The organism is Pseudomonas sp. G(2018), assembly GCF_005502415.1.
Taxonomy (GTDB): domain Bacteria; phylum Pseudomonadota; class Gammaproteobacteria; order Pseudomonadales; family Pseudomonadaceae; genus Aquipseudomonas.
On the sequence record NZ_SCOO01000004.1, the window covers coordinates 1 to 18,803 of the forward strand.

At 59.6% G+C, this 18,803-nt stretch carries 13 protein-coding genes; 6 read left to right on the forward strand and 7 right to left on the reverse strand.

The window, feature by feature from the left end:
• Both FFS64_RS05045 and pap read right to left on the reverse strand, forming a co-directional pair.
• A partial coding sequence (locus FFS64_RS05045; protein ID WP_256660407.1) for an acetyl-CoA C-acyltransferase occupies positions 1–1,228 on the reverse strand: 1,228 nt, incomplete at its 3' end.
• 102 nt (positions 1,229–1,330) lie between these two features.
• Positions 1,331–2,845 carry a polyphosphate:AMP phosphotransferase gene (gene pap / locus FFS64_RS05050; RefSeq protein WP_137804452.1) on the reverse strand — a complete coding sequence of 505 codons (1,515 nt, stop codon included), beginning with the start codon at positions 2,843–2,845 and terminating at the stop codon, positions 1,331–1,333.
• 209 nt (positions 2,846–3,054) lie between these two features.
• On the opposite strand from pap, the gene mnmC reads away from it, so the two are divergent.
• Positions 3,055–5,037 (forward strand): bifunctional tRNA (5-methylaminomethyl-2-thiouridine)(34)-methyltransferase MnmD/FAD-dependent 5-carboxymethylaminomethyl-2-thiouridine(34) oxidoreductase MnmC, encoded by a 1,983-nt coding sequence (gene mnmC, locus FFS64_RS05060; RefSeq protein ID WP_137804454.1) that lies wholly within the window; start codon positions 3,055–3,057, stop codon positions 5,035–5,037.
• Between the two features lie 5 nt (positions 5,038–5,042).
• Here the strand turns inward: mnmC and FFS64_RS05065 are convergent, their stop codons facing one another.
• Positions 5,043–9,809 carry an NEL-type E3 ubiquitin ligase domain-containing protein gene (locus FFS64_RS05065; protein ID WP_256660408.1) on the reverse strand — a complete coding sequence of 1,589 codons (4,767 nt, stop codon included), beginning with the start codon at positions 9,807–9,809 and terminating at the stop codon, positions 5,043–5,045.
• A 338-nt stretch (positions 9,810–10,147) separates the two neighbouring features.
• On the opposite strand from FFS64_RS05065, the gene FFS64_RS05070 reads away from it, so the two are divergent.
• From FFS64_RS05070 to FFS64_RS05085, 4 genes are all read left to right on the forward strand, one after another.
• On the forward strand, positions 10,148–11,920 hold the full coding sequence (locus tag FFS64_RS05070; RefSeq protein WP_137804456.1) for an N-acetylglutaminylglutamine amidotransferase: 1,773 nt from the start codon (positions 10,148–10,150) through the stop codon (positions 11,918–11,920).
• A 3-nt stretch (positions 11,921–11,923) separates the two neighbouring features.
• Positions 11,924–13,669, forward strand: coding sequence for an N-acetylglutaminylglutamine synthetase (gene ngg, locus FFS64_RS05075; protein WP_137804457.1), 1,746 nt, complete (start codon positions 11,924–11,926; stop codon positions 13,667–13,669).
• 161 nt (positions 13,670–13,830) lie between these two features.
• On the forward strand, positions 13,831–15,021 hold the full coding sequence (locus FFS64_RS05080) for an osmoprotectant NAGGN system M42 family peptidase (protein WP_137804458.1): 1,191 nt from the start codon (positions 13,831–13,833) through the stop codon (positions 15,019–15,021).
• Positions 15,022–15,149: 128 nt separating this feature from the next.
• Positions 15,150–15,377 carry a YheU family protein gene (locus tag FFS64_RS05085; protein WP_003199186.1) on the forward strand — a complete coding sequence of 76 codons (228 nt, stop codon included), beginning with the start codon at positions 15,150–15,152 and terminating at the stop codon, positions 15,375–15,377.
• On the opposite strand, the gene csrA is transcribed toward FFS64_RS05085, so the two are convergent.
• The 3 genes from csrA to FFS64_RS05100 all read right to left on the reverse strand — a co-directional run bounded on the left by csrA (position 15,366) and on the right by FFS64_RS05100 (position 16,923).
• Positions 15,366–15,557, reverse strand: a complete 192-nt coding sequence (csrA, locus tag FFS64_RS05090) for a carbon storage regulator CsrA (protein WP_095196466.1) — start codon at positions 15,555–15,557, stop codon at positions 15,366–15,368. The genes FFS64_RS05085 and csrA overlap by 12 nt on opposite strands.
• A 153-nt stretch (positions 15,558–15,710) precedes the next feature.
• The gene (locus tag FFS64_RS05095; protein ID WP_137804459.1) at positions 15,711–16,043 is read right to left on the reverse strand and encodes a YnfA family protein; all 333 of its coding nucleotides are present in this window, start codon (positions 16,041–16,043) and stop codon (positions 15,711–15,713) included.
• 64 nt (positions 16,044–16,107) lie between these two features.
• Entirely contained in the window at positions 16,108–16,923 is an 816-nt protein-coding gene (locus FFS64_RS05100) for an SDR family oxidoreductase (RefSeq protein WP_137804460.1), read from the reverse strand.
• Between the two features lie 280 nt (positions 16,924–17,203).
• Here FFS64_RS05100 and FFS64_RS05105 point away from each other — a divergent pair, with 280 nt between their 5' ends.
• Positions 17,204–17,362: a DUF3309 family protein gene (locus FFS64_RS05105; RefSeq protein ID WP_170948722.1), complete on the forward strand. Its 159-nt coding sequence runs from the start codon at positions 17,204–17,206 to the stop codon at positions 17,360–17,362.
• Positions 17,363–17,438: 76 nt separating this feature from the next.
• Here the strand turns inward: FFS64_RS05105 and FFS64_RS05110 are convergent, their stop codons facing one another.
• Positions 17,439–18,803, reverse strand: coding sequence for a DUF1552 domain-containing protein (locus FFS64_RS05110; protein WP_137804461.1), 1,365 nt, complete (start codon positions 18,801–18,803; stop codon positions 17,439–17,441).

Sequence of the window (18,803 nt, forward strand, 5' to 3'; positions counted from 1 at the left end):
GCCCCTCCAGCGTGTTTTCCCGAGTGCAGAAATACAACTTCCCATTTACCCGACATAGACGGTCACTGCGAAAGTGCGTGGCGGGGGCGTTGTCCTGGGCGCGCATGCCGTACCGCAGATTGCGCCGCTGCAACTCGCGAACGATGTGCCCGACCTGACGCGAACCGGTCATGCCGAATGGATGACCGATGGAAATCGAGCCGCCATTGACGTTGTACTTGTCGCTATCGATTTCCAGCCGATTGCGCGCGTACAGGCACTGCGAGGCGAATGCTTCGTTCAGCTCCCACAAATCGATGTCGCCGATCTGCAAGCCCTTGGCCTTGAGCAGCTTCGGCACGGAGAACACCGGGCCGATACCCATTTCATCCGGCTCGCACCCCGCCACGGTGAATCCGCGGAAGAACGCCTTGGGCTTCAAGCCCAGCGCCAGGGCTTTTTCCAGGCTCATCACCAGGGTCATGGACGCGCCGTCGGACAGCTGCGAAGAATTGCCGGCGGTGACCGAGCCGTCTTCGGCAAAGACCGGCTTCAATCCGGCCAGGCTTTGCAGCGTGGTGTCGGGACGGTTGCAGTCATCGCGATCAACAATGCCATCGAGGATCTGCACTTGACCGGTGGCTTTGTCTTCAACGCGGTATTTCACCGCCATCGGCACGATTTCATCGTCGAACAACCTGTCAGCCTGCGCCTGGGCGGTGCGTTGCTGGCTTTGCAGGGCGTACAGATCCTGCTCTTCGCGGCTGACGTTGTAGCGACGCGCGACGATTTCGGCCGTCTGCCCCATCGGGAAGTAGATGCCCGGCACCTGCTCCTTGAGCAGCGGGTTGATCAGGTGATCGGTGTTGACGCTTTTCATGGTCAGGCTGATCGACTCGACACCACCGGCGACGATAATGTCGCTGCAGCCCGAAGCGATCTGGTTGGCGGCGATGGCGATGGCCTGCAAGCCCGACGAGCAGAAGCGGTTGAGGGTCATGCCGGCGGTGCCGATCCCCAGGCCCGACAGCACCGCGACGTTGCGCCCGATGTTGTAACCCTGAGCGCCTTCGTTGGAGCCGGCGCCGACGATGCAGTCCTCGATGCTGGCCGGATCGATGCCGGTGCGCGCCAGCAAGGCGTCGACACAATGCGCCGCCATGTCGTCCGGACGGGTCATGTTGAACTTGCCGCGAAAGGATTTGGCCAGGCCGGTCCGCACGCTGTCGACGATCACCACTTCACGCATGGCATACCTCATTGTTGTTGTCGGTTAGGAATGGCCCGAGCATAAGCCCACTCAATTACCGACCGCGACAATCATTCACCCCGCGTATGCGTAACCATCGCCTCACTGCTTGCCCTTGCGCTCTCGCTTGCCGGAATTTTCGAACGCGTCTTCCAACGCGCGGTTGATCGTGCGCAAAACCTTGACCCGCGCCCAACGCTTGTCATTGGCTTCAATCAGCGTCCACGGCGAAATTTCGGTGCTGGTGCGATCGACCATGTCGCCGACAGCAGCGCGGTAGTCATCCCATTTGTCGCGATTGCGCCAGTCATCCTCGGTGATTTTGAAGCGTTTGAAGGGGATTTCTTCGCGCTCCTGGAAGCGTTCCAATTGCGTCTGCTTGTCGATGGCCAGCCAGAACTTGACCACGATCACCCCGGCGTCGGCGACTTGTTCTTCGAAATCGTTGATTTCACTGTAGGCGCGCAACCAGTCCGCCGGACTGCAATAGCCTTCGACCCGTTCGACCAGCACCCGGCCATACCAGGAGCGGTCGAACACGGTGAATTTGCCCCGCGCCGGAATATGCCGCCAGAAACGCCAGAGGTACGGCTGCGCCCGCTCCTCTTCGGTCGGTGCGGCAATCGGCACGATGTTGTACTGACGCGGATCCAGCGCCGCCGCGACCCGGCGGATCGCCCCACCCTTGCCCGCCGCATCGTTGCCTTCGAACACCGCCACCAGTGCATGGCGGCGCATGCGCTTGTCACGCATCAACCCGGAAAACCGCGCCTGCTCGGTAATCAATTGCTCTTCATAATCGTCCTTGGACAGACGCAGGTTCAGGTCGAGACTATCGAGCAGGTTCACTTGATCAACGCTGGGGAACACGGGCGCGGCGCTGACTTTCTCCGGGTGGATTTTCGGACGTTTCAACGCGCCTTGCAGGCCTTCGAGCAAAATCTTGCCTACCGCCAGACTGCGATAGTTCGCATTCATCCCGGCGATCACATGCCAAGGCGCATAGTCACGACTGGTGCGACGCAGAATCCGTTCGCCGAACTTCACGAACCTGTCGTAGGTTTCGGACTGCTGCCAGTCCAGCGGGCTGATGCGCCAGCTGTGCAGCGGGTCATCAGCCAATGCCTTGAGGCGCGCCTTCATTTGCTTCTTGGACAGGTGGAACCAGAACTTGAAGATCAGCGCGCCCTCATCGCACAGCATTTTTTCCAGGCGTTCGGCACCGTTGATGCCTTGGTCCAGCCGGGGATCCTTGATTACGCCATGGACCCGGGCCTGCAGGATCTGGCTGTACCAGTTGCCGAAAAAAATCCCCATGCGGCCCTTGGCCGGCAGCATCCGCCAATAACGCCAGGCCGGTGGTCGCGCCAGCTCTTCGTCGGTTTGCTGGTCGAAGGTGCGGACCTCTATGAGACGCGGGTCCATCCATTCATTGAGCAACTTGACCGTCTCGCCCTTGCCGGCCCCTTCGATGCCGTTGATCAGAATGATCACCGGAAAGCGCTTCTGCTGCTGGAGTTCGAACTGCGCTTCGAGCAAGGCTTCGCGCAGGGCCGGCACTTCGGCTTCGTAGGTTTCTTTGTCGATGGTGTGATCGATTTCGGCGGATTCGAACATGGGGGGCTCCTTTCCAGATCTGAGCAAGACTAGCGGATTGACCTTATGGGAGCGAGCTTGCCCGCGATGGATTCAAGAGCAACGCGTTCATTCAGGAAACACGCGTTATCGTGAACGTCCATCGCGAGCAAGCTCGCTCCCACAGGGTCCGGGACGAACAACACGACGCGATCGGCTAGAATGGCCGCCTTGCCGTTGCCGAGCCTGCCATGAAACCTGTAATGCCCCACGCCCAGCTTGATTGGGACGATCAAGGTCGCCCCTATTCGCGAGTGTTCGATGATGTGTATTTCTCCGATCAATCGGGGCTGGACGAAACCCGCTACGTGTTCATCGAACAGAACCGTTTGGCCGAGCGCTTTGCTGCATTGCCAAATGGCGGTCGGCTGGTTATCGGCGAGACCGGTTTCGGGACCGGACTGAATTTCCTGTGCGCCTGGCAGGTGTTCGAACAACATGCGACGGCCAATGCGCGACTGCATTTTGTCAGCGTCGAAAAGTACCCGTTGAGCCCTGCCGACCTGCAACGTGCCCTGGCGCTGTGGCCGGAACTCAAGGTGTTTGCCGATCAATTGCTCGCGCAGTACGTGGCAATTCACCAGGGCTTTCAGCGCCTGACCCTGGCCAACGGCCGGGTGACGTTGACCTTGCTGATCGGCGATGCCCTGGAACAGTTACCGCAGCTGGACGCGCAAATCGACGCCTGGTTTCTGGACGGTTTCGCTCCGGCGAAAAACCCCGACATGTGGACCGCCGAACTGTTTGCCGAGTTGGCACGACTGTCAGCGCCTGATACGACGATCAGCACCTTCACCAGCACCGGTTGGGTACGCAGGCTGTTGAATGCAGCAGGTTTCAAGATGAAGCGCACGCCCGGCATCGGCCACAAATGGGAAATCCTGCGAGGTGCCTTCCTGGGTTGGCCTGACGAAGTCCCGATGCCCGCCATGGCCAAACCCTGGTTTACGCGTCCGACGCCGCTGACCGGCGAACGTCGGGCACTGGTGATCGGTGCCGGCCTGGCCGGTTGCGCAACAGCTGCCAGCCTCGCGACGCGGGGCTGGCAGGTCAGCTTGCTGGAGCGTCACGCCGCACTGGCGCAGGAAGCCTCGGGCAATCCTCAAGGCGTGCTTTACCTCAAGCTGTCAGCCCATGGCACCGCATTGTCGCAACTGATTGTCAGTGGATTCGGCTACACACGGCGCCTGCTTGAGCATTTGCAGCGCGGTGTGGACTGGGACGATTGCGGGGTCCTGCAGCTGGCGTTCAATGCCAAGGAAGCCGAACGCCAGGCACAATTGGCGGCGGCGTTTCCCGAAGACTTGCTGCACACACTCGATCAAGCGCAGGCCGAGGCTCGCGCCGGTATCGCGCTGCCGGCGGGCGGCCTGTTTTATCCCGAAGGCGGTTGGGTGCATCCACCTGCCCTGTGCCAATGGCAGGCAACGCAATCGAACATTCAGGTGCTGACGCATCACGATGTGTTGGAGCTGCGTCGCGTGGACGGACGGTGGCAAGCGTGGGATGGCGACAGGTTACTGGCCGATGCGCCCGTGGCGGTATTGGCCGGTGCCGCCGAGATCAAGCGCTTTTCGTACAGCAGCGAGCTGCCGCTCAAGCGCATTCGCGGACAGATCACGCGCTTGCCCCAGACGGGTCAGAGCCAAAGCCTGAGCACCGTGGTCTGCGCCGAAGGTTATGTCGCGCCAGCCCGATTGGGTGAACATACCCTGGGCGCCAGTTTCGATTTCAACAATGAAGATCTGACACCCACAGCGGCCGAGCATGCGGGCAACCTGCAGATGCTCGAAGAAATTTCGCTGGATCTGGTCGCCCGGCTCGGCGCGAACACCTTGCAACCTGAAGTGCTCGAAGGTCGCGCGGCGTTTCGCTGCACCAGCCCCGACTACCTGCCGATCATCGGTCCGCTGGCTGACGGTGAGGCATTTGCTGACACCTACAGCGCTCTGGGCAAGGATGCGCGGAAAACGCCGGACATTCCTTGCCCGTGGCTCGAAGGCCTGTACGTCAACAGTGGTCACGGCTCGAGAGGGTTGATTACCGCGCCCTTGTCAGGTGAGTTGCTGGCTGCCTGGCTGGATGACGAACCTCTGCCCCTGTCCAGAGCAGTGGCAGAGGCCTGTCATCCGAACCGCTTTGCCTTGCGCCGCTTGATCCGAGGCAAGGCCTGAAAGGGTCAGTCCAGCGCAAAGCAAGTCTGCGACTCGTCAGCCCTGATGGCCGCCTCGGTCAAACGCCTTAACAACAGGTTCTCGGCACGCTTGAATTCATTGGCGATGCCGTCGACCTGGGGGAGATAGTCCGCGCCAAGCGTCGCCTCGTTTTCTGTGGCGGTCTCCATCCGCGCGTGAAAGGGTGCAGCAAGGTCAGTGAACTGTTTTTCGTGATGCTCTCGCAGAAAATCGCCCCAGAACGTGAGATCACTCAAAAAAGCCAGCAGTTCGGGGGAGTTCTCTGCGGCGACGACCTTGTCGCGGGCCGTTACCAGATCCTCCGGTTTCACGCCGCCAAGGGATGCATACCGCATATGCCGGGGCTGACCGACCAGCTTGAGTGTCTCGGCCAGGCCGGTGCGAAAAGCCAGCGCCACTTCCACCGGATCGAACTTGGGATGGGCATTGGCATGCTCCCGAGCGAGACGGTCGAGGCAATCGAGGCGGAACAGCCGTCGCCCAAGACTCAACAGCCGAGTCGCCCGGTCATGAGCATTGGCGGACTCTCGAACCACCGTGTGGAGATCCACCGCCACCTCAAGATGACTGAAGATCGTCGCGGCATCGTCAGTGCAATGGGCTTTCAACGCCATCGACAGCAATTGATCGCGCAACGCCGAATCTGTCTGAGTCGCCTCAATCACACTCCAGACCCTCCGGGTCATGTCTTCGCGCTCAAAGCGGTTATCCGCGGTGCCTCCGACATCGGCCAGCAGCTCAAAGAATCCCTTCGAATGGGGTTCGTGTTTCAGCGCCAGCCAGGCACTGTTTCGACGGGCATAGGTATCTTCACGCCGATCCGGCATCCACAGATCTCGAGCCCGTTGTTCACTGAGCACCGAGACATCGTCGTCGAGCAGCCCCAAGCCGATACCCGTGTTGTCACGGAAGGTTTCCAGTTTCACACGGCTCGCTGCGGATATCGGGTTATCCCGCAGGTTGATCGTTCGGGCGAATCGTGGAGTGACCTGGAACAGCCAATCGGGCAACTCCCGGATCTGGTTACCCCGCAAGTCCACGATATTCAGATACGGCGGGCGGTTAAGTCCAACGGGCAGTTCCGTGATATGGGTATCGCGCAGGAACAGCGATTGCAAATCCAGCATTTTGCTCACATCGATCGTGGCCCCCAGGCGATTGCCGCCGAGTCCCAGCGTGCGCAGATTTCGCAGATCGGCCAGCTTGCGCAAGGTGTATTCGGTCAGTTGGATCTGATTGCCGTCCAGCCGCAAGTGCTCAAGGTGGGGCATGTGCGACAACACTTCGGGCAAGCGTGTGAGTTGATTGCGGTCCAGTTCCAGCGTGACAAGCCCTTTGAACGGCTTGAGAAAATACGCCAGCTCATCGCCGGCCTGCATGTCCTTGATCGAGAGGGTGCGCACATGGGCCACATCCTGCTCGGTCAATGCCGGTAACGGCCCCACCGGGTTGCGGTCCAGCGTGAGTGATGTACTGGCCTGATTTTGCCGCGCCACCCGGCGCCAGCAATTTTCGATGGCATTGGCCACCTGACAACGACCGACACGAATATCGTCGAGCGGCCCCGGCAATGTCTTCATTTGCGTTTCATCGTTAAGCCAGGTGTGCAGTACCCCACGCAGTTTTTTCAGTTGCTGCCCCAGTTCGTTGATTCGATTCACCCGTGCAATCTGAGTACTGCCGGCGTTGTCGAGAAACGACGAAACCTGGGCATCCGTGAACAGCGGATAGAGTTTCCTGACTTTACGAATCAACCCCCTCGAGTAAGAACCCGCAGCAGGCGGACTCGCCTGGACACAAGCCGCCAGATGTTTCGCCGTTTCACTGCGCTCTCCCCGCAACACTCGCGCGGTATGCGCCGGATCGCCAGCGCCCGCCCTTGAAAGCCGTACTCGTAGCGTCAGCAAGTCCAGTGAATCGTCGCCCGTGAGCCCCATGTCGGTGCGTTGGGTGGGAGGCAATGCATCGACTATCGACTGAAGCAGCGTACTGCTCGTCAGGGTGGAGGACACGTTGCCATTGCGTTGGGTGAACTGATAGCCGGAAGTCGTCTTGACGATGACCCCGTGCGACAGCGCATCGGCTACACCCACGCTATCGAGCATGACGCCAGTCGCCGACCCCTGTCGCAGTTCAAGTCGGTAACCATCGTCCCAGCCCTGCACACGGTCCATCAGCCCGAGCGCCAGTTTGTCAGTGTCGGCATTGGCCAGTTGCGGGAAGCGCAACCCCGTCAGTGCACGGTCCTGCCTGAGCGCGGCCCTGGCCTCAGCCACCTGACGGGCGAGATCCATGCCCAGGATCTTGCGGTCACGCAGGAAAAGGCGATCCCTGCCAGAGGCATTCTCCAGCAACTCCTGACACACGCGGGTGGGCAGGTCGGGTGCCTGTTTGCGCAGCGTCGCAACGTTACCGGCGGCGGAGCCGTCATAGGTTTTATACAGCCACTCATGCAGCGGCCGGCGATTGCTTTTGAGACTGGCCGCGATCTGCTTTGCCATCAACTGCGCTTTCGATTCAGTGGTCGTGCTGCCGATCATGGCCTCGACTTCTTTCGGGTACAGACCACTGATGACGGTGTCGAGCAGTTCTCCCGAATCCAGTTGCGCCTGGCTGACATGCACACTGTTGATGTCATCGTCGTGGGGGGCTGACTCGGGGAAGCGGGACACGACCAGGTCATTCTCGTCGCGCACTTCAATGAATCGCTCCTCCGGCCAGCCGGGGAGCCTGGGCAGTGTATGCAGTTGCTCCTGGATGAAGTCGGTGTTCGCGGTCTCCGCGCGCTCCATGGCTTCGATCATCCGGGTGATGGATCGGTCGAGCTTTATCCGCTCGACACAATCGTTCAGCCGCTGCGGCAACTTAAGGTTGCTTTCATGCAAGTAGTGCAACTGGTCGGTCGACAGGTCGGTGACGTCAGCCAACGCCTCCAGGTCAGTGTCAAGCTCGCTCAGGCGCGGGCTCGTGCGTCCCAATGCATAAGCCGTATCGTGCCACTCGTGGGCGTGTTCATAAACATGCCGCCAGCCACCCTCCACGTTTCGTTCGATGGCAGGCTGGAAGGCGTCGGCCCGCACAGGGTGTTCGATGGTCCATGGCGCCCCTTCGGTTTTGCGGGACACTCGATAGGGCGCGCCACCGATGACGATCGACGTCAGCCCGGCATGCCGGTAGAGCCCTTGCGGGTCAGCTTGAACGTCGGCTGGCGGTGTCGTGGACTGCCGATAGGGTTCGAGATTCGGTTTCCATAACCTGGCTTTTCCATCCATACGGGTGACGGTTTCGAATCCATCGAAGAACGCCGCCTGCTCTTTCACACTGTTGTTGATGGCGGTAACGATTTTGCCGCCCACCGCAAACGCAGCCAATTGCGCGACATTTTCAACAACGTTCAGCAGATGAGATAAAGCCTCGTTTCGCTCACCGTGCGTCCAGTCAACCACACCTTCATAGACCTCGCTGACAATGTCGACAGTGGCTACCGCCAACATCAGTTGGCCGATAACGGGTACGAACAAAGCCGCCGCGTTCAACAGCAATAGACCGCCTTCGAGCAATAACTGAATAGTTTTTTCCCGTTGTTGCTCATCGACGTCTTCGGTTGAAACGACAAGGATTCGCGCGTCTTCTTGAATCTTTTTGACGAATGCACCGAAGAGAAAATCGCCAAAGCAGGTGTCGGCGAGCGTGGCGGTAAGCGTACCCAAGACCTTGTCTTTATCGAATGAAGTAAAGAATCCGGTTTTATCGTGACCGTGCAGGTACTGCTCGGCGAAAGATTTTCTGTAGCTTTTGCTTTGCAAATGAAGGGTCAGGTAGACCTTGAATTCATCCAGAGAGGCATATTCATACAGCGGTCGTCGGGGTTCGTTCGGCATGTAAACCACACAACGGGCCTTCGAATTGCTATCAATGGAGACCTTGGTAAATACCAGTGCCCCACAGATGCAAGTGTCATGAATCATCAGCCCTTGCCAAAGCACCGGCCCGCCATCAAACAGTGCGTCCCTGGTTTGACCCGCTGGGAGGTCCTGTTCGATCACGTTCAGCAGCATTGTGTAAGCGGCTTGGGTGATGTCCTTTTTCAGGTAGGCCATGTGGAGGGCGACTTGCAGGTCCAGCACCTTCAACCGCCGGATGTCGGCGACAGAGGCCCGATCATCGACAGGCGCGCCTTTTTCGGGTTTGGCCGGCAACGCCAGGGCCTCGTCAATATGCCGCTGATAGCGGGCGCCCAAGTCGAGTTCACGACAGAGTGTTGCGAATTTATCGGGGGTTATTTCAGTGCCTGACTGGACCTTTGCATCGATCCGAATCACTGAGCCCGCCGACACTCCGTCAATTTTCGCTTCCCCGGAGGTGAAGTTTTCCATGGCCGCGTGAAGCAGGCTGCGTGAGAGGGTGTCCGCGTTGTTCAAGTAGCCGAGAGGAAACAGTCCTGTTGACGAATATTCTTTTTTGGGGATATCCAGCGTGTCCCGCTCGACGTCGAAATCGATCGTCCATTTACCCTTGAGGAAAGCCGTCAGTTGCTCTTTGCAGAACTCGTCCAGCGGCTTGAGCTTTTCGAGCGCCGTCCTGGCCTTGGCTTGAGCCAGAAATGATTGCTCGAAAGCGGCTTTCAGAGCCTGCACCACTTTCAGATCGGCATTGGCCAACCATTCAGGAATAGACGCCTGCAACACCTCGGCCTTGTCCAGATCGCCGGTGTGTTCCAACAATGCCTCGAGGCGTTGTTCTGGGGTCATGGGTACAGCCGCGGATGTAGACTTGGGTAATTCAGGAGGCATGAGCAATATCCTTATTGCGTTAAGAGGCCCCCAGTTTATGAAGCTCAACAGCCGATTAATAACTCGAATAGCGGATCGAACCGGGGCGCATCCAAGCAGCTACTCCAATGCATCACTTCAATAATTACCACCACCGAAATCCGCATCTGTGCTGCGTTGGCCATTCGGACGATAAAGCCTTCTTATAACCGATCGATCTAAAACTCCCGTTACCGAGTCGGGTCAGTTTCTGAGTACCCGCCGTTTTGGCGCGGTATTGAGTGACCCTCCCCAACGGAAAAACCGGTAAGGAATTTATGTGCGGATTAGCTGGCGAGTTACGTTTTGACAATCAACCTGCAAACCTTGCAGCCGTTGAGCGAATCACCCATCACCTGGCACCACGCGGCCCCGACGCCTGGGGATTTCACAGCCAGGGGCCAATTGCCCTGGGCCACCGACGCCTGAAAATCATGGACCTGTCGAACCGCTCGGCGCAGCCGATGATCGACCATCAACTGGGCCTGTCCTTGGCCTTCAACGGCGCGATCTATAACTTCCCGGAATTGCGCACCGAGCTGGAAAGCCTGGGGTATGCCTTCTATTCCGGTGGCGACACCGAAGTGCTGCTCAAAGGTTTTCACGCCTGGGGTGAGGCGCTGCTGCCGAAAATCAATGGCATGTTCGCGTTCGCCATTTGGGATCGCGATGCCAAACGCCTGTTCATCGCCCGCGACCGCCTCGGCGTCAAGCCGCTGTACCTGTCGCGCACCGGCCAGCGCCTGCGCTTTGCCTCGTCCTTGCCAGCATTGCTCAAGGGTGGGGACATCAACCCGATCCTCGACCCGGTCGCACTCAACCACTACCTGAACTTCCACGCCGTGGTCCCCGCGCCGCGCACCCTGCTGGCAGGTATCGAAAAACTGCCGCCCGCCACCTGGATGCGTATCGACGCCGATGGCACCACCGAGCAGAAAACCTGGTGGACCCTGCCCTATGGCCCGCGCGCCGATGAAATGAACCTGACCCTCGAAGACTGGCGCGATCGGGTGCTCGACAGTACTCGCAATGCGGTGGCGATTCGTCAGCGGGCGGCGGTCGATGTCGGTGTGCTGCTGTCCGGCGGTGTCGACTCGAGCATGCTCGTCGGTTTGCTGCGTGAAGTCGGCGTGGATAATCTCTCGACCTTTTCCATCGGATTCCAGGATGCCGGCGGCGAGCGCGGCGACGAATTTCAATACTCGGACCTGATCGCCCAACACTACGGGACGCAGCATCACCAACTGCGCATCGATGAAAAAGAGATCATCGAACAACTGCCCGCCGCGTTCCGCGCGATGAGCGAACCCATGGTCAGCCACGACTGCATCGCCTTTTACCTGCTGTCGCGGGAAGTGGCCAAGCACTGCAAAGTGGTGCAGAGCGGCCAGGGCGCCGACGAACTGTTCGCCGGCTACCACTGGTATCCGCAGGTCGACGGTGCCGACGATCCTTACGCGGCTTATCGCGAGGCGTTTTTCGACCGCAGCTACGACGACTACGCCGCCACCGTGCAACCGAAATGGCTGACAGCCCATGACGCCGCCGGCGACTTCGTCAAAGAACATTTCGCACTGCCGGGTGCCGACGCCGCCGTGGACAAAGCCCTGCGCCTGGACAGCACAGTGATGCTGGTGGACGACCCGGTCAAACGTGTCGACAACATGACCATGGCCTGGGGCCTGGAAGCGCGCACGCCGTTTCTGGACTATCGCCTGGTGGAGTTGTCAGCCCGGGTACCCGGCAAGTTCAAGCTACCGGGCGGCGGCAAGCAAGTGCTCAAGGAAGCGGCGCGACTGGTGATCCCTAGTGAGGTGATCGACCGCAAGAAAGGCTACTTCCCGGTGCCGGGCCTTAAGCATTTGCAGGGTGACACGCTGAACTGGGTGCGCGACTTGCTGCTCGATCCGAGCCAGGATCGCGGCCTGTTCACCCCGGCCATGCTCGACCGTCTGTTGACCGACCCGCAAGGTCAGTTGACCCCGTTGCGTGGCTCCAAGCTGTGGCAACTGGCGGCGCTGAACCTGTGGCTCAGCGAACAAGGAATCTGATCGATGAAACCCCACGCCACGGCGATCAACCAACGTCTGTTGCGCGGTCAGGCGCCCTCTTACGAGCGTTTGCAGGCGCGTCTGGCCGAAGACGGCAGCACACTTGGCGCGGTACCGATCGCAGTGCATTGCGGTTGGGGCCGGTTGCTGATCGGCCATACCTTTGCCGATGCGGCCAGCCTCGCCCGGGAGTTGCTCAACGAGCAACCCGGCGAACGCGATATCGCGCTCTATGTCGCCGCCCCCCAGCAAGTGCTGGGCCTGGAACCGACGCAGTTGTTCCTCGACCCGTCCGACACCTTGCGCCTGTGGTTCAGCGATTACCGCCAGGCCACCCGGGTGTTTCGCGGTTTTCGTATCCGCCGCGTGCAGAGCGACGCCGACTGGAACGCAATCAACCAGCTGTATCACGCACGGGGCATGCTGCCGGTCGATGCCACCTTGCTGACGCCGCGCCACTCAGGCGGCCCGGTGTACTGGCTGGCTGAGGACGAGGACAGCGGTGCGGTGATCGGCAGTGTCATGGGCCTCAATCATCACAGGGCGTTCAACGACCCGGAAAACGGCTGCAGCCTGTGGTGCCTAGCGGTCGATCCGCACTGTTCGCGACCGGGTGTCGGTGAAGTGCTGGTGCGGCATTTGATCGAACATTTCATGAGTCGCGGGCTGAGTTACCTCGATCTGTCGGTGCTGCACGACAACCGCCAGGCGAAAAACCTTTACGCCAAACTCGGCTTTCGCAACCTCTCGACCTTCGCCATCAAACGCAAGAACGGCATCAACCAGCCGCTGTTTCTCGGCCCCGGCCCCGAAGCCAAGTTCAATCCTTATGCGCGGATCATCGTCGAGGAAGCGCACCGACGTGGTATCGACGTGCAAGTGGATGACGCCGATGCCGGGATGTTCACACTCAGCCATGGCGGACGCCGGGTGCGTTGCCGCGAGTCCCTTAGCGACCTGACCAGCGCCATCAGCATGACGCTGTGCCAGGACAAGAGCCTGACCCACAAAGTGCTCAAGGCTGCCGGCCTGAACCTGCCCGCGCAGCAATTGGCGGGCAACGCCGATGACAACCTGGCGTTTCTCGACGAGCATCACAGGGTGGTGGTCAAGCCGCTGGACGGTGAACAGGGACAAGGCGTGGCCGTGGATTTGCAGACCATCGAAGATGTCCAGCAGGCCATCGAGGCCGCTCGCCGATTCGACAATCGCGTGCTGTTGGAAAGCTTCCACGAAGGCCTCGACCTGCGGGTTCTGGTGATCGGCTTCGAAGTGGTCGCCGCCGCGATTCGTCACCCCGCCGAAGTGGTGGGGGACGGTCAGCATTCCATCGGTGCCCTGATCGAAGCCCAGAGTCGACGGCGACAGGCGGCCACGGGAGGTGAAAGCAAGATCCCGCTGGACCCGGAAACCGAGCGCACCCTGAAAGCCGCCGGCTACGACTACGGCAGCATTCTGCCGGCTGGCGAGCATCTGTTCGTCCGGCGCACGGCGAATCTGCACACAGGTGGGATTCTCGAAGACGTCACCGCCATTCTGCACCCGACCCTGGCGGATGCCGCGGTGCGAGCCGCGCGGGCATTGGACATTCCCATGGTCGGCCTGGATTTGATGGTGTCCGCCGCCAATCAACCGGAGTACGTATTTATCGAAGCCAATGAACGCGCCGGACTGGCCAATCATGAACCGCAGCCGACGGCTGAGCGGTTTGTGGATTTGTTGTTTCCGCACAGTCAGCCGGTTTCCTGACATTGATGTGTTGCCCGTGCCATTGCCTTCGCGAGCAGGCTCGCTCCCACATCTGACCGCAGTTCCCTGTGGGAGCGAGCCTGCTCGCGAAAGCGGTCTGGCAGGCAACGAATTTCCTCCTCATCGAAACCATCGATGCCCTCAACCCATCAGGAGTTTCCATGACCATTAAATATCCCGAACCGGACTTGACCTACCTGCAAAAAGTCCTGCTGGAGATGCTCGCCATTCCCAGCCCCACCGGGTTCACCGATACCATCGTGCGCTATGTCGCCGAGCGACTTGAAGAGCTGGACATTCCGTTCGAGATGACTCGCCGCGGCACCATCCGCGCCACGCTCAAGGGCAGGAAGAACAGCCCCGACCGCGCCGTGTCGGCCCACCTGGACACCATTGGCGCAGCCGTGCGTGCGGTAAAGGACAACGGCCGTCTGACCCTCGCACCGGTGGGTTGCTGGTCCAGTCGTTTTGCCGAAGGCAGTCGGGTGAGCCTGTTCACCGACAATGGCGTGATCCGTGGCAGCGTGTTGCCGCTGATGGCGTCCGGGCACGCGTTCAACACCGCTGTGGATGAAATGCCGATCAGTTGGGATCATGTCGAGTTGCGTCTGGATGCCTACTGCGCGACACGTGCCGATTGCGATTCACTGGGGATCAGCGTCGGCGACTTCGTGGCCTTCGACCCCTTGCCGGAGTTCACCGAAAGCGGCCATATCAGCGCCCGTCACCTCGACGACAAGGCCGGTGTCGCGGCGTTGCTGGCGGCATTGAAAGCCATCGTCGACAGCGGTGAAGAATTGCTGATCGACTGCCACCCGCTGTTCACCATCACCGAGGAAACCGGGAGTGGCGCGGCGGCCGCGCTGCCATGGGATGTCAGCGAATTCGTCGGCATCGACATCGCACCGGTCGCGCCCGGCCAGCATTCCAGCGAACACGCCGTGAGTATTGCGATGCAGGACTCCGGCGGGCCGTATGACTATCACTTGTCGCGGCATCTGCTGCGCCTGGCCAGCGACAACGAGTTGCCGGTACGCCGCGACCTGTTTCGTTACTATTTCAGCGATGCCCACTCGGCGGTCACAGCCGGCCATGACATCCGCACCGCCCTGCTCGCTTTCGGCTGCGACGCGACCCACGGCTACGAACGCACCCACATCGACAGCCTCGCCGCCCTCAGTCGTCTGCTTGGCGCTTACATCCTCAGCCCGCCCGTATTCGCCAGCGACGCGCAACCGGCCACGGGCTCGCTGGACCGCTTCAGTCATCAGATCGAACACGATACCCAGATGGAGAATGATACGCGGGTGCCGTCGGTGGATAGCCTGGTGGGGCAGCGGTCGGATAGTTGATCCGGGATTTTCATCGTCTGGTCTGACGCCTTCGCGGCGATGCGGTGGATCAGACGACACATGAATCCAGGCTAGCCGCAACACAACATTCGCCGTAGCATCGCGCCATTGCTTAGCCGAGGTGCCCCATGCTGATTCCCCACGACCAACTTGAAGTCGACACCCTGACCCGCCTGATCGAAGATTTCGTCACCCGTGACGGCACCGACAATGGCGATGACACGCCACTGGAAACCCGTGTCCTGCGCGTGCGCCAGGCGCTGACCAAAGGCCAGGCACTGATCGTCTTCGACCCGGAAAGCGAGCAATGCCAGTTGATGCTCAAGCACGACGTGCCTAAACATCTATTCGACTGATTTTTTCTTGCGTGGCAGTTTGAGCCGGATCCGCTCGTAGATCTCGCAACGGTGCACATTGATGTGCCGTGGAGCCTCGACGCCAAAACGCACATTGTTTCCGTTGACGGCAAGGACGCGTATGGAAATGGTGTCACCGATGGAAATCAATTCGCCCACAACGCGACTGAGTACAAGCATGGCCTTTGTCCTTCAGGGTTACCGGACCCTGAAGATGCCCGGCGTACGGCGAGCCTTCAAGACAACGGCGGTAATCCAGACCGAACTGACAGCCCACGACCAACTCCCCTGACGGAAACGTCCGACAGGTCGTGTGTATGAAGTTGCAATCCCTCAGGAGGCGGAAAAGCGCGGACCGAACAGGATGACGCTCGCCCCGATCACGCACAGCGCCACGCCGATCCAGTCCGAGCCCAGTGGACGAATCCGCTCGACCACCGCCAGCCAGCCAATCGAGGCAATGATGTAGATACCGCCGTAAGCGGCATAGGCGCGACCGGCGTAGGAGGCTTCAATGCGGGTCAGCAACAGCGCGAACAAGGTCAGGCTGAGCAACGCCGGGACCACCCACCAGACACTCTTGCCCTGACGCAGCCACATCCAGAAGGCGAAGCAACCGGCGATCTCGAACAGCGCCGCCAGAAAAAACCACAGGTAATTGAGCATGCGAACGCCTCGCGAGGATGACCGATGGCGGTCACCCTAACGACGCTGTCGCCTGCGGGCAAGATCAGCCGGCGGTTTGTTTGGCCTTGGCGCGCATCTTGTCGGCCATTACGGTCATTTCGTTGTACAGCAGCTGCGGGTTTTTCTGTTTGAGCGCCCAAGCCATACGACCCTGCTCATGAGGCAGGATCATGAACTCGCCGGCAGCGACCTGTCGGTAGATGTAGTCGGCAATGTCAGCAGCGCTGATGGGCGAACTTTCCAGCAACTTGCCGACCTGGGCCTTCATGGCCGGGGTCGGGCCGCGGAATGAGTCCAGCAGGTTGGTCTGGAAGAATGACGGACAAACCACATGCACACCGACTTCCTGGTGCGCCAGTTCGATCAACAGGCTTTCGGACAACGCTACCACGCCGGCCTTGGCCACGTTGTAGTTGCTCATGGCCGGGCCTTGCATCAAGGCAGCCATCGACGCGATGTTGATGATCTTGCCTTTGCTCTTTTCCAGAAGCGGCAGGAAGGCCTTGCAGCCTTTGACGACGCCCATCAGGTTGATCGCGATCTGCCAGTCCCAGTCTTCCAGGGACAGTTCGCTGAAGAACCCGCCCGATGCCACGCCCGCGTTGTTGACGATCACATCGATACCGCCGAGTTTCACTTCGCAGGCCTGGGCAAAGGCTGTCAGCTGACTGTAATCGCGCACGTCGCAACGCTGGGTAAAACCGTCGCCACCGGCTTCACGCACCAACTTCAAAGTTTCCTGCAAGCCAGGCTCACTGACGTCGGACAAGGCCAGTTGCCAGCCTTCACGCGCCCAGCGCAGCGCGATTTCGCGACCCAGGCCAGAGCCCGCACCAGTGATCATCATGCGATTTTGCATAGCAAACAGCCTTGTTGTTCCGGGGAAGATGCGTCGAGTGTAGCGAAGGATACTGCCCGACCCACGCTCCATCAGATTGCTGAATGGCCCGGGCAAACCCTGGAAGCGTCGCCGACAACTAATGCCACTGGAAAGGAAATAATCCCTTGTTCGAAAAACATTAAAAAAACTTGGAATTTTCTTCGGCGCGCAGCAGTCGGATTTTTTAAGCAGCTCGAATTAATTGCATTCCCGCTGACCACTAACGACTAGGTCATTCCTGAACTCTTACAGCAAGGAAATAGACATGGGCACAATTCTACTCATCATTCTGATCCTGTTACTGATCGGTGGTCTGCCGGTCTTCCCGCACTCCAGAAGTTGGGGTTATGGCCCGTCCGGTATCATCGGCGTGGTGTTGGTGGTGATACTGATCCTGTTGTTACTCGGCAAGATATGAAAGTCTGAAAAACCAACAAAAACCCGCAAAAAAACGATGCCAGTCAGTCAACCTGACTGGCATCGCTGTTTTTGATTCATACGTTAGTGAATATCCCGCTGACCGGGTTGATATTGCCGCCATAAGGCACACTGGTTCCGGCGGCCTTGGCAACGGTTGCCCAGATTCGCTGCATGTCGACGAAGTTCCTGCCGATGACCGGGTTCCCCGTATGATGCGTGCGATCGGCCTGCGCTGTGATATTGAGATAGCGTCCTGCGCCATCCCCGCATTTCAATAAGCCACATGCGCCCCCCATCAACACCAGCGGCATATCGATCGAGTGTTCGGGGGCTCCGTCAGCCATTTCGCTGGTGACTATGACGAGAGTAGAGTCGAGCAGGCTTTGGCCGGGCATGTCCGGGTCCGCATATCTGGACAGCTCATCCATCAACAGTTTGACCTGCCTGACATACCATTGCCGTGTTCCCCTCCAGAGTTCTTCCCCGGCGTAGCGATGAGCGCAATCATGGGGATTCTTGGTGGCACTGACATCTACGATATTGAGCGACTCCGCGGAACGCCCGATCTGAATCGTGGCGACACGGGTGATCCCGCAACTCAAGGCAGTGGCCACCACTTTATGGTGGTCGGCCTGAATACGCGTGCGATGCACGGCCGACTGATAATCCAGCGGCTCGAGGGTTATAGGCTCGCACGCCCCCACGGGCGGCCGTGTCTCCTCAAGGTCCTTGATGACCTGCTCAACTGAATCCAGGTGGGTATCAAGCTTTTGCCGCTGGCCCGGGGAGAGCTTGTTTTTGATTTCCAGGATATCTGCCAGGGATGCCTCCAGCAGTTTTCCGGCTCCAGGCTCCAGTGCACGTCGGGTTTTCGAGGGGGCCTTGAACAACGACTCAGCCATCAGCATGGGATCACGGTAGGGCGTGCGTATCGCATTCCCCTGAAATGACACAAACCAGGGCGTACCGTCGATCCCGGCGTGGGGGCCGGAAAAGAGACTGCGATGCGACGGTTCAGTACCCGGCAGCGCTGCCCCCAGCAAGACATCAATCGATGATTGACTCTGCGCGCTATCACGCAAGACATAGTTCCAGTTGTTATGGCCTGAATTTCCCGGCCCCGAAATAATCCCGCGCAGGTACAACGATTGGCTGCGATATGCCTCCAGTTCTTTACTGACTTCATTCAAGGTAAAGGTCGTGGTATCCGTGCCCTGTGCGGTGGGATGCCACAACCCTCGCCCATCCCCAAAACCACCGCCCTGGTAGGAATCCACCGCCGTTCCGTCGGGTATGACGACAGTCAAGACCTTCAACTGCGCTTGCTCTGACTGCCCCGCCAACGCCATGCGCGCCAACCCGAATTGGGTCAAGGGACCATAGACACCCGCTGCAGCCAGGCCCGCCAGAAAACGCCGACGACTTTTCAGAATGCCCAT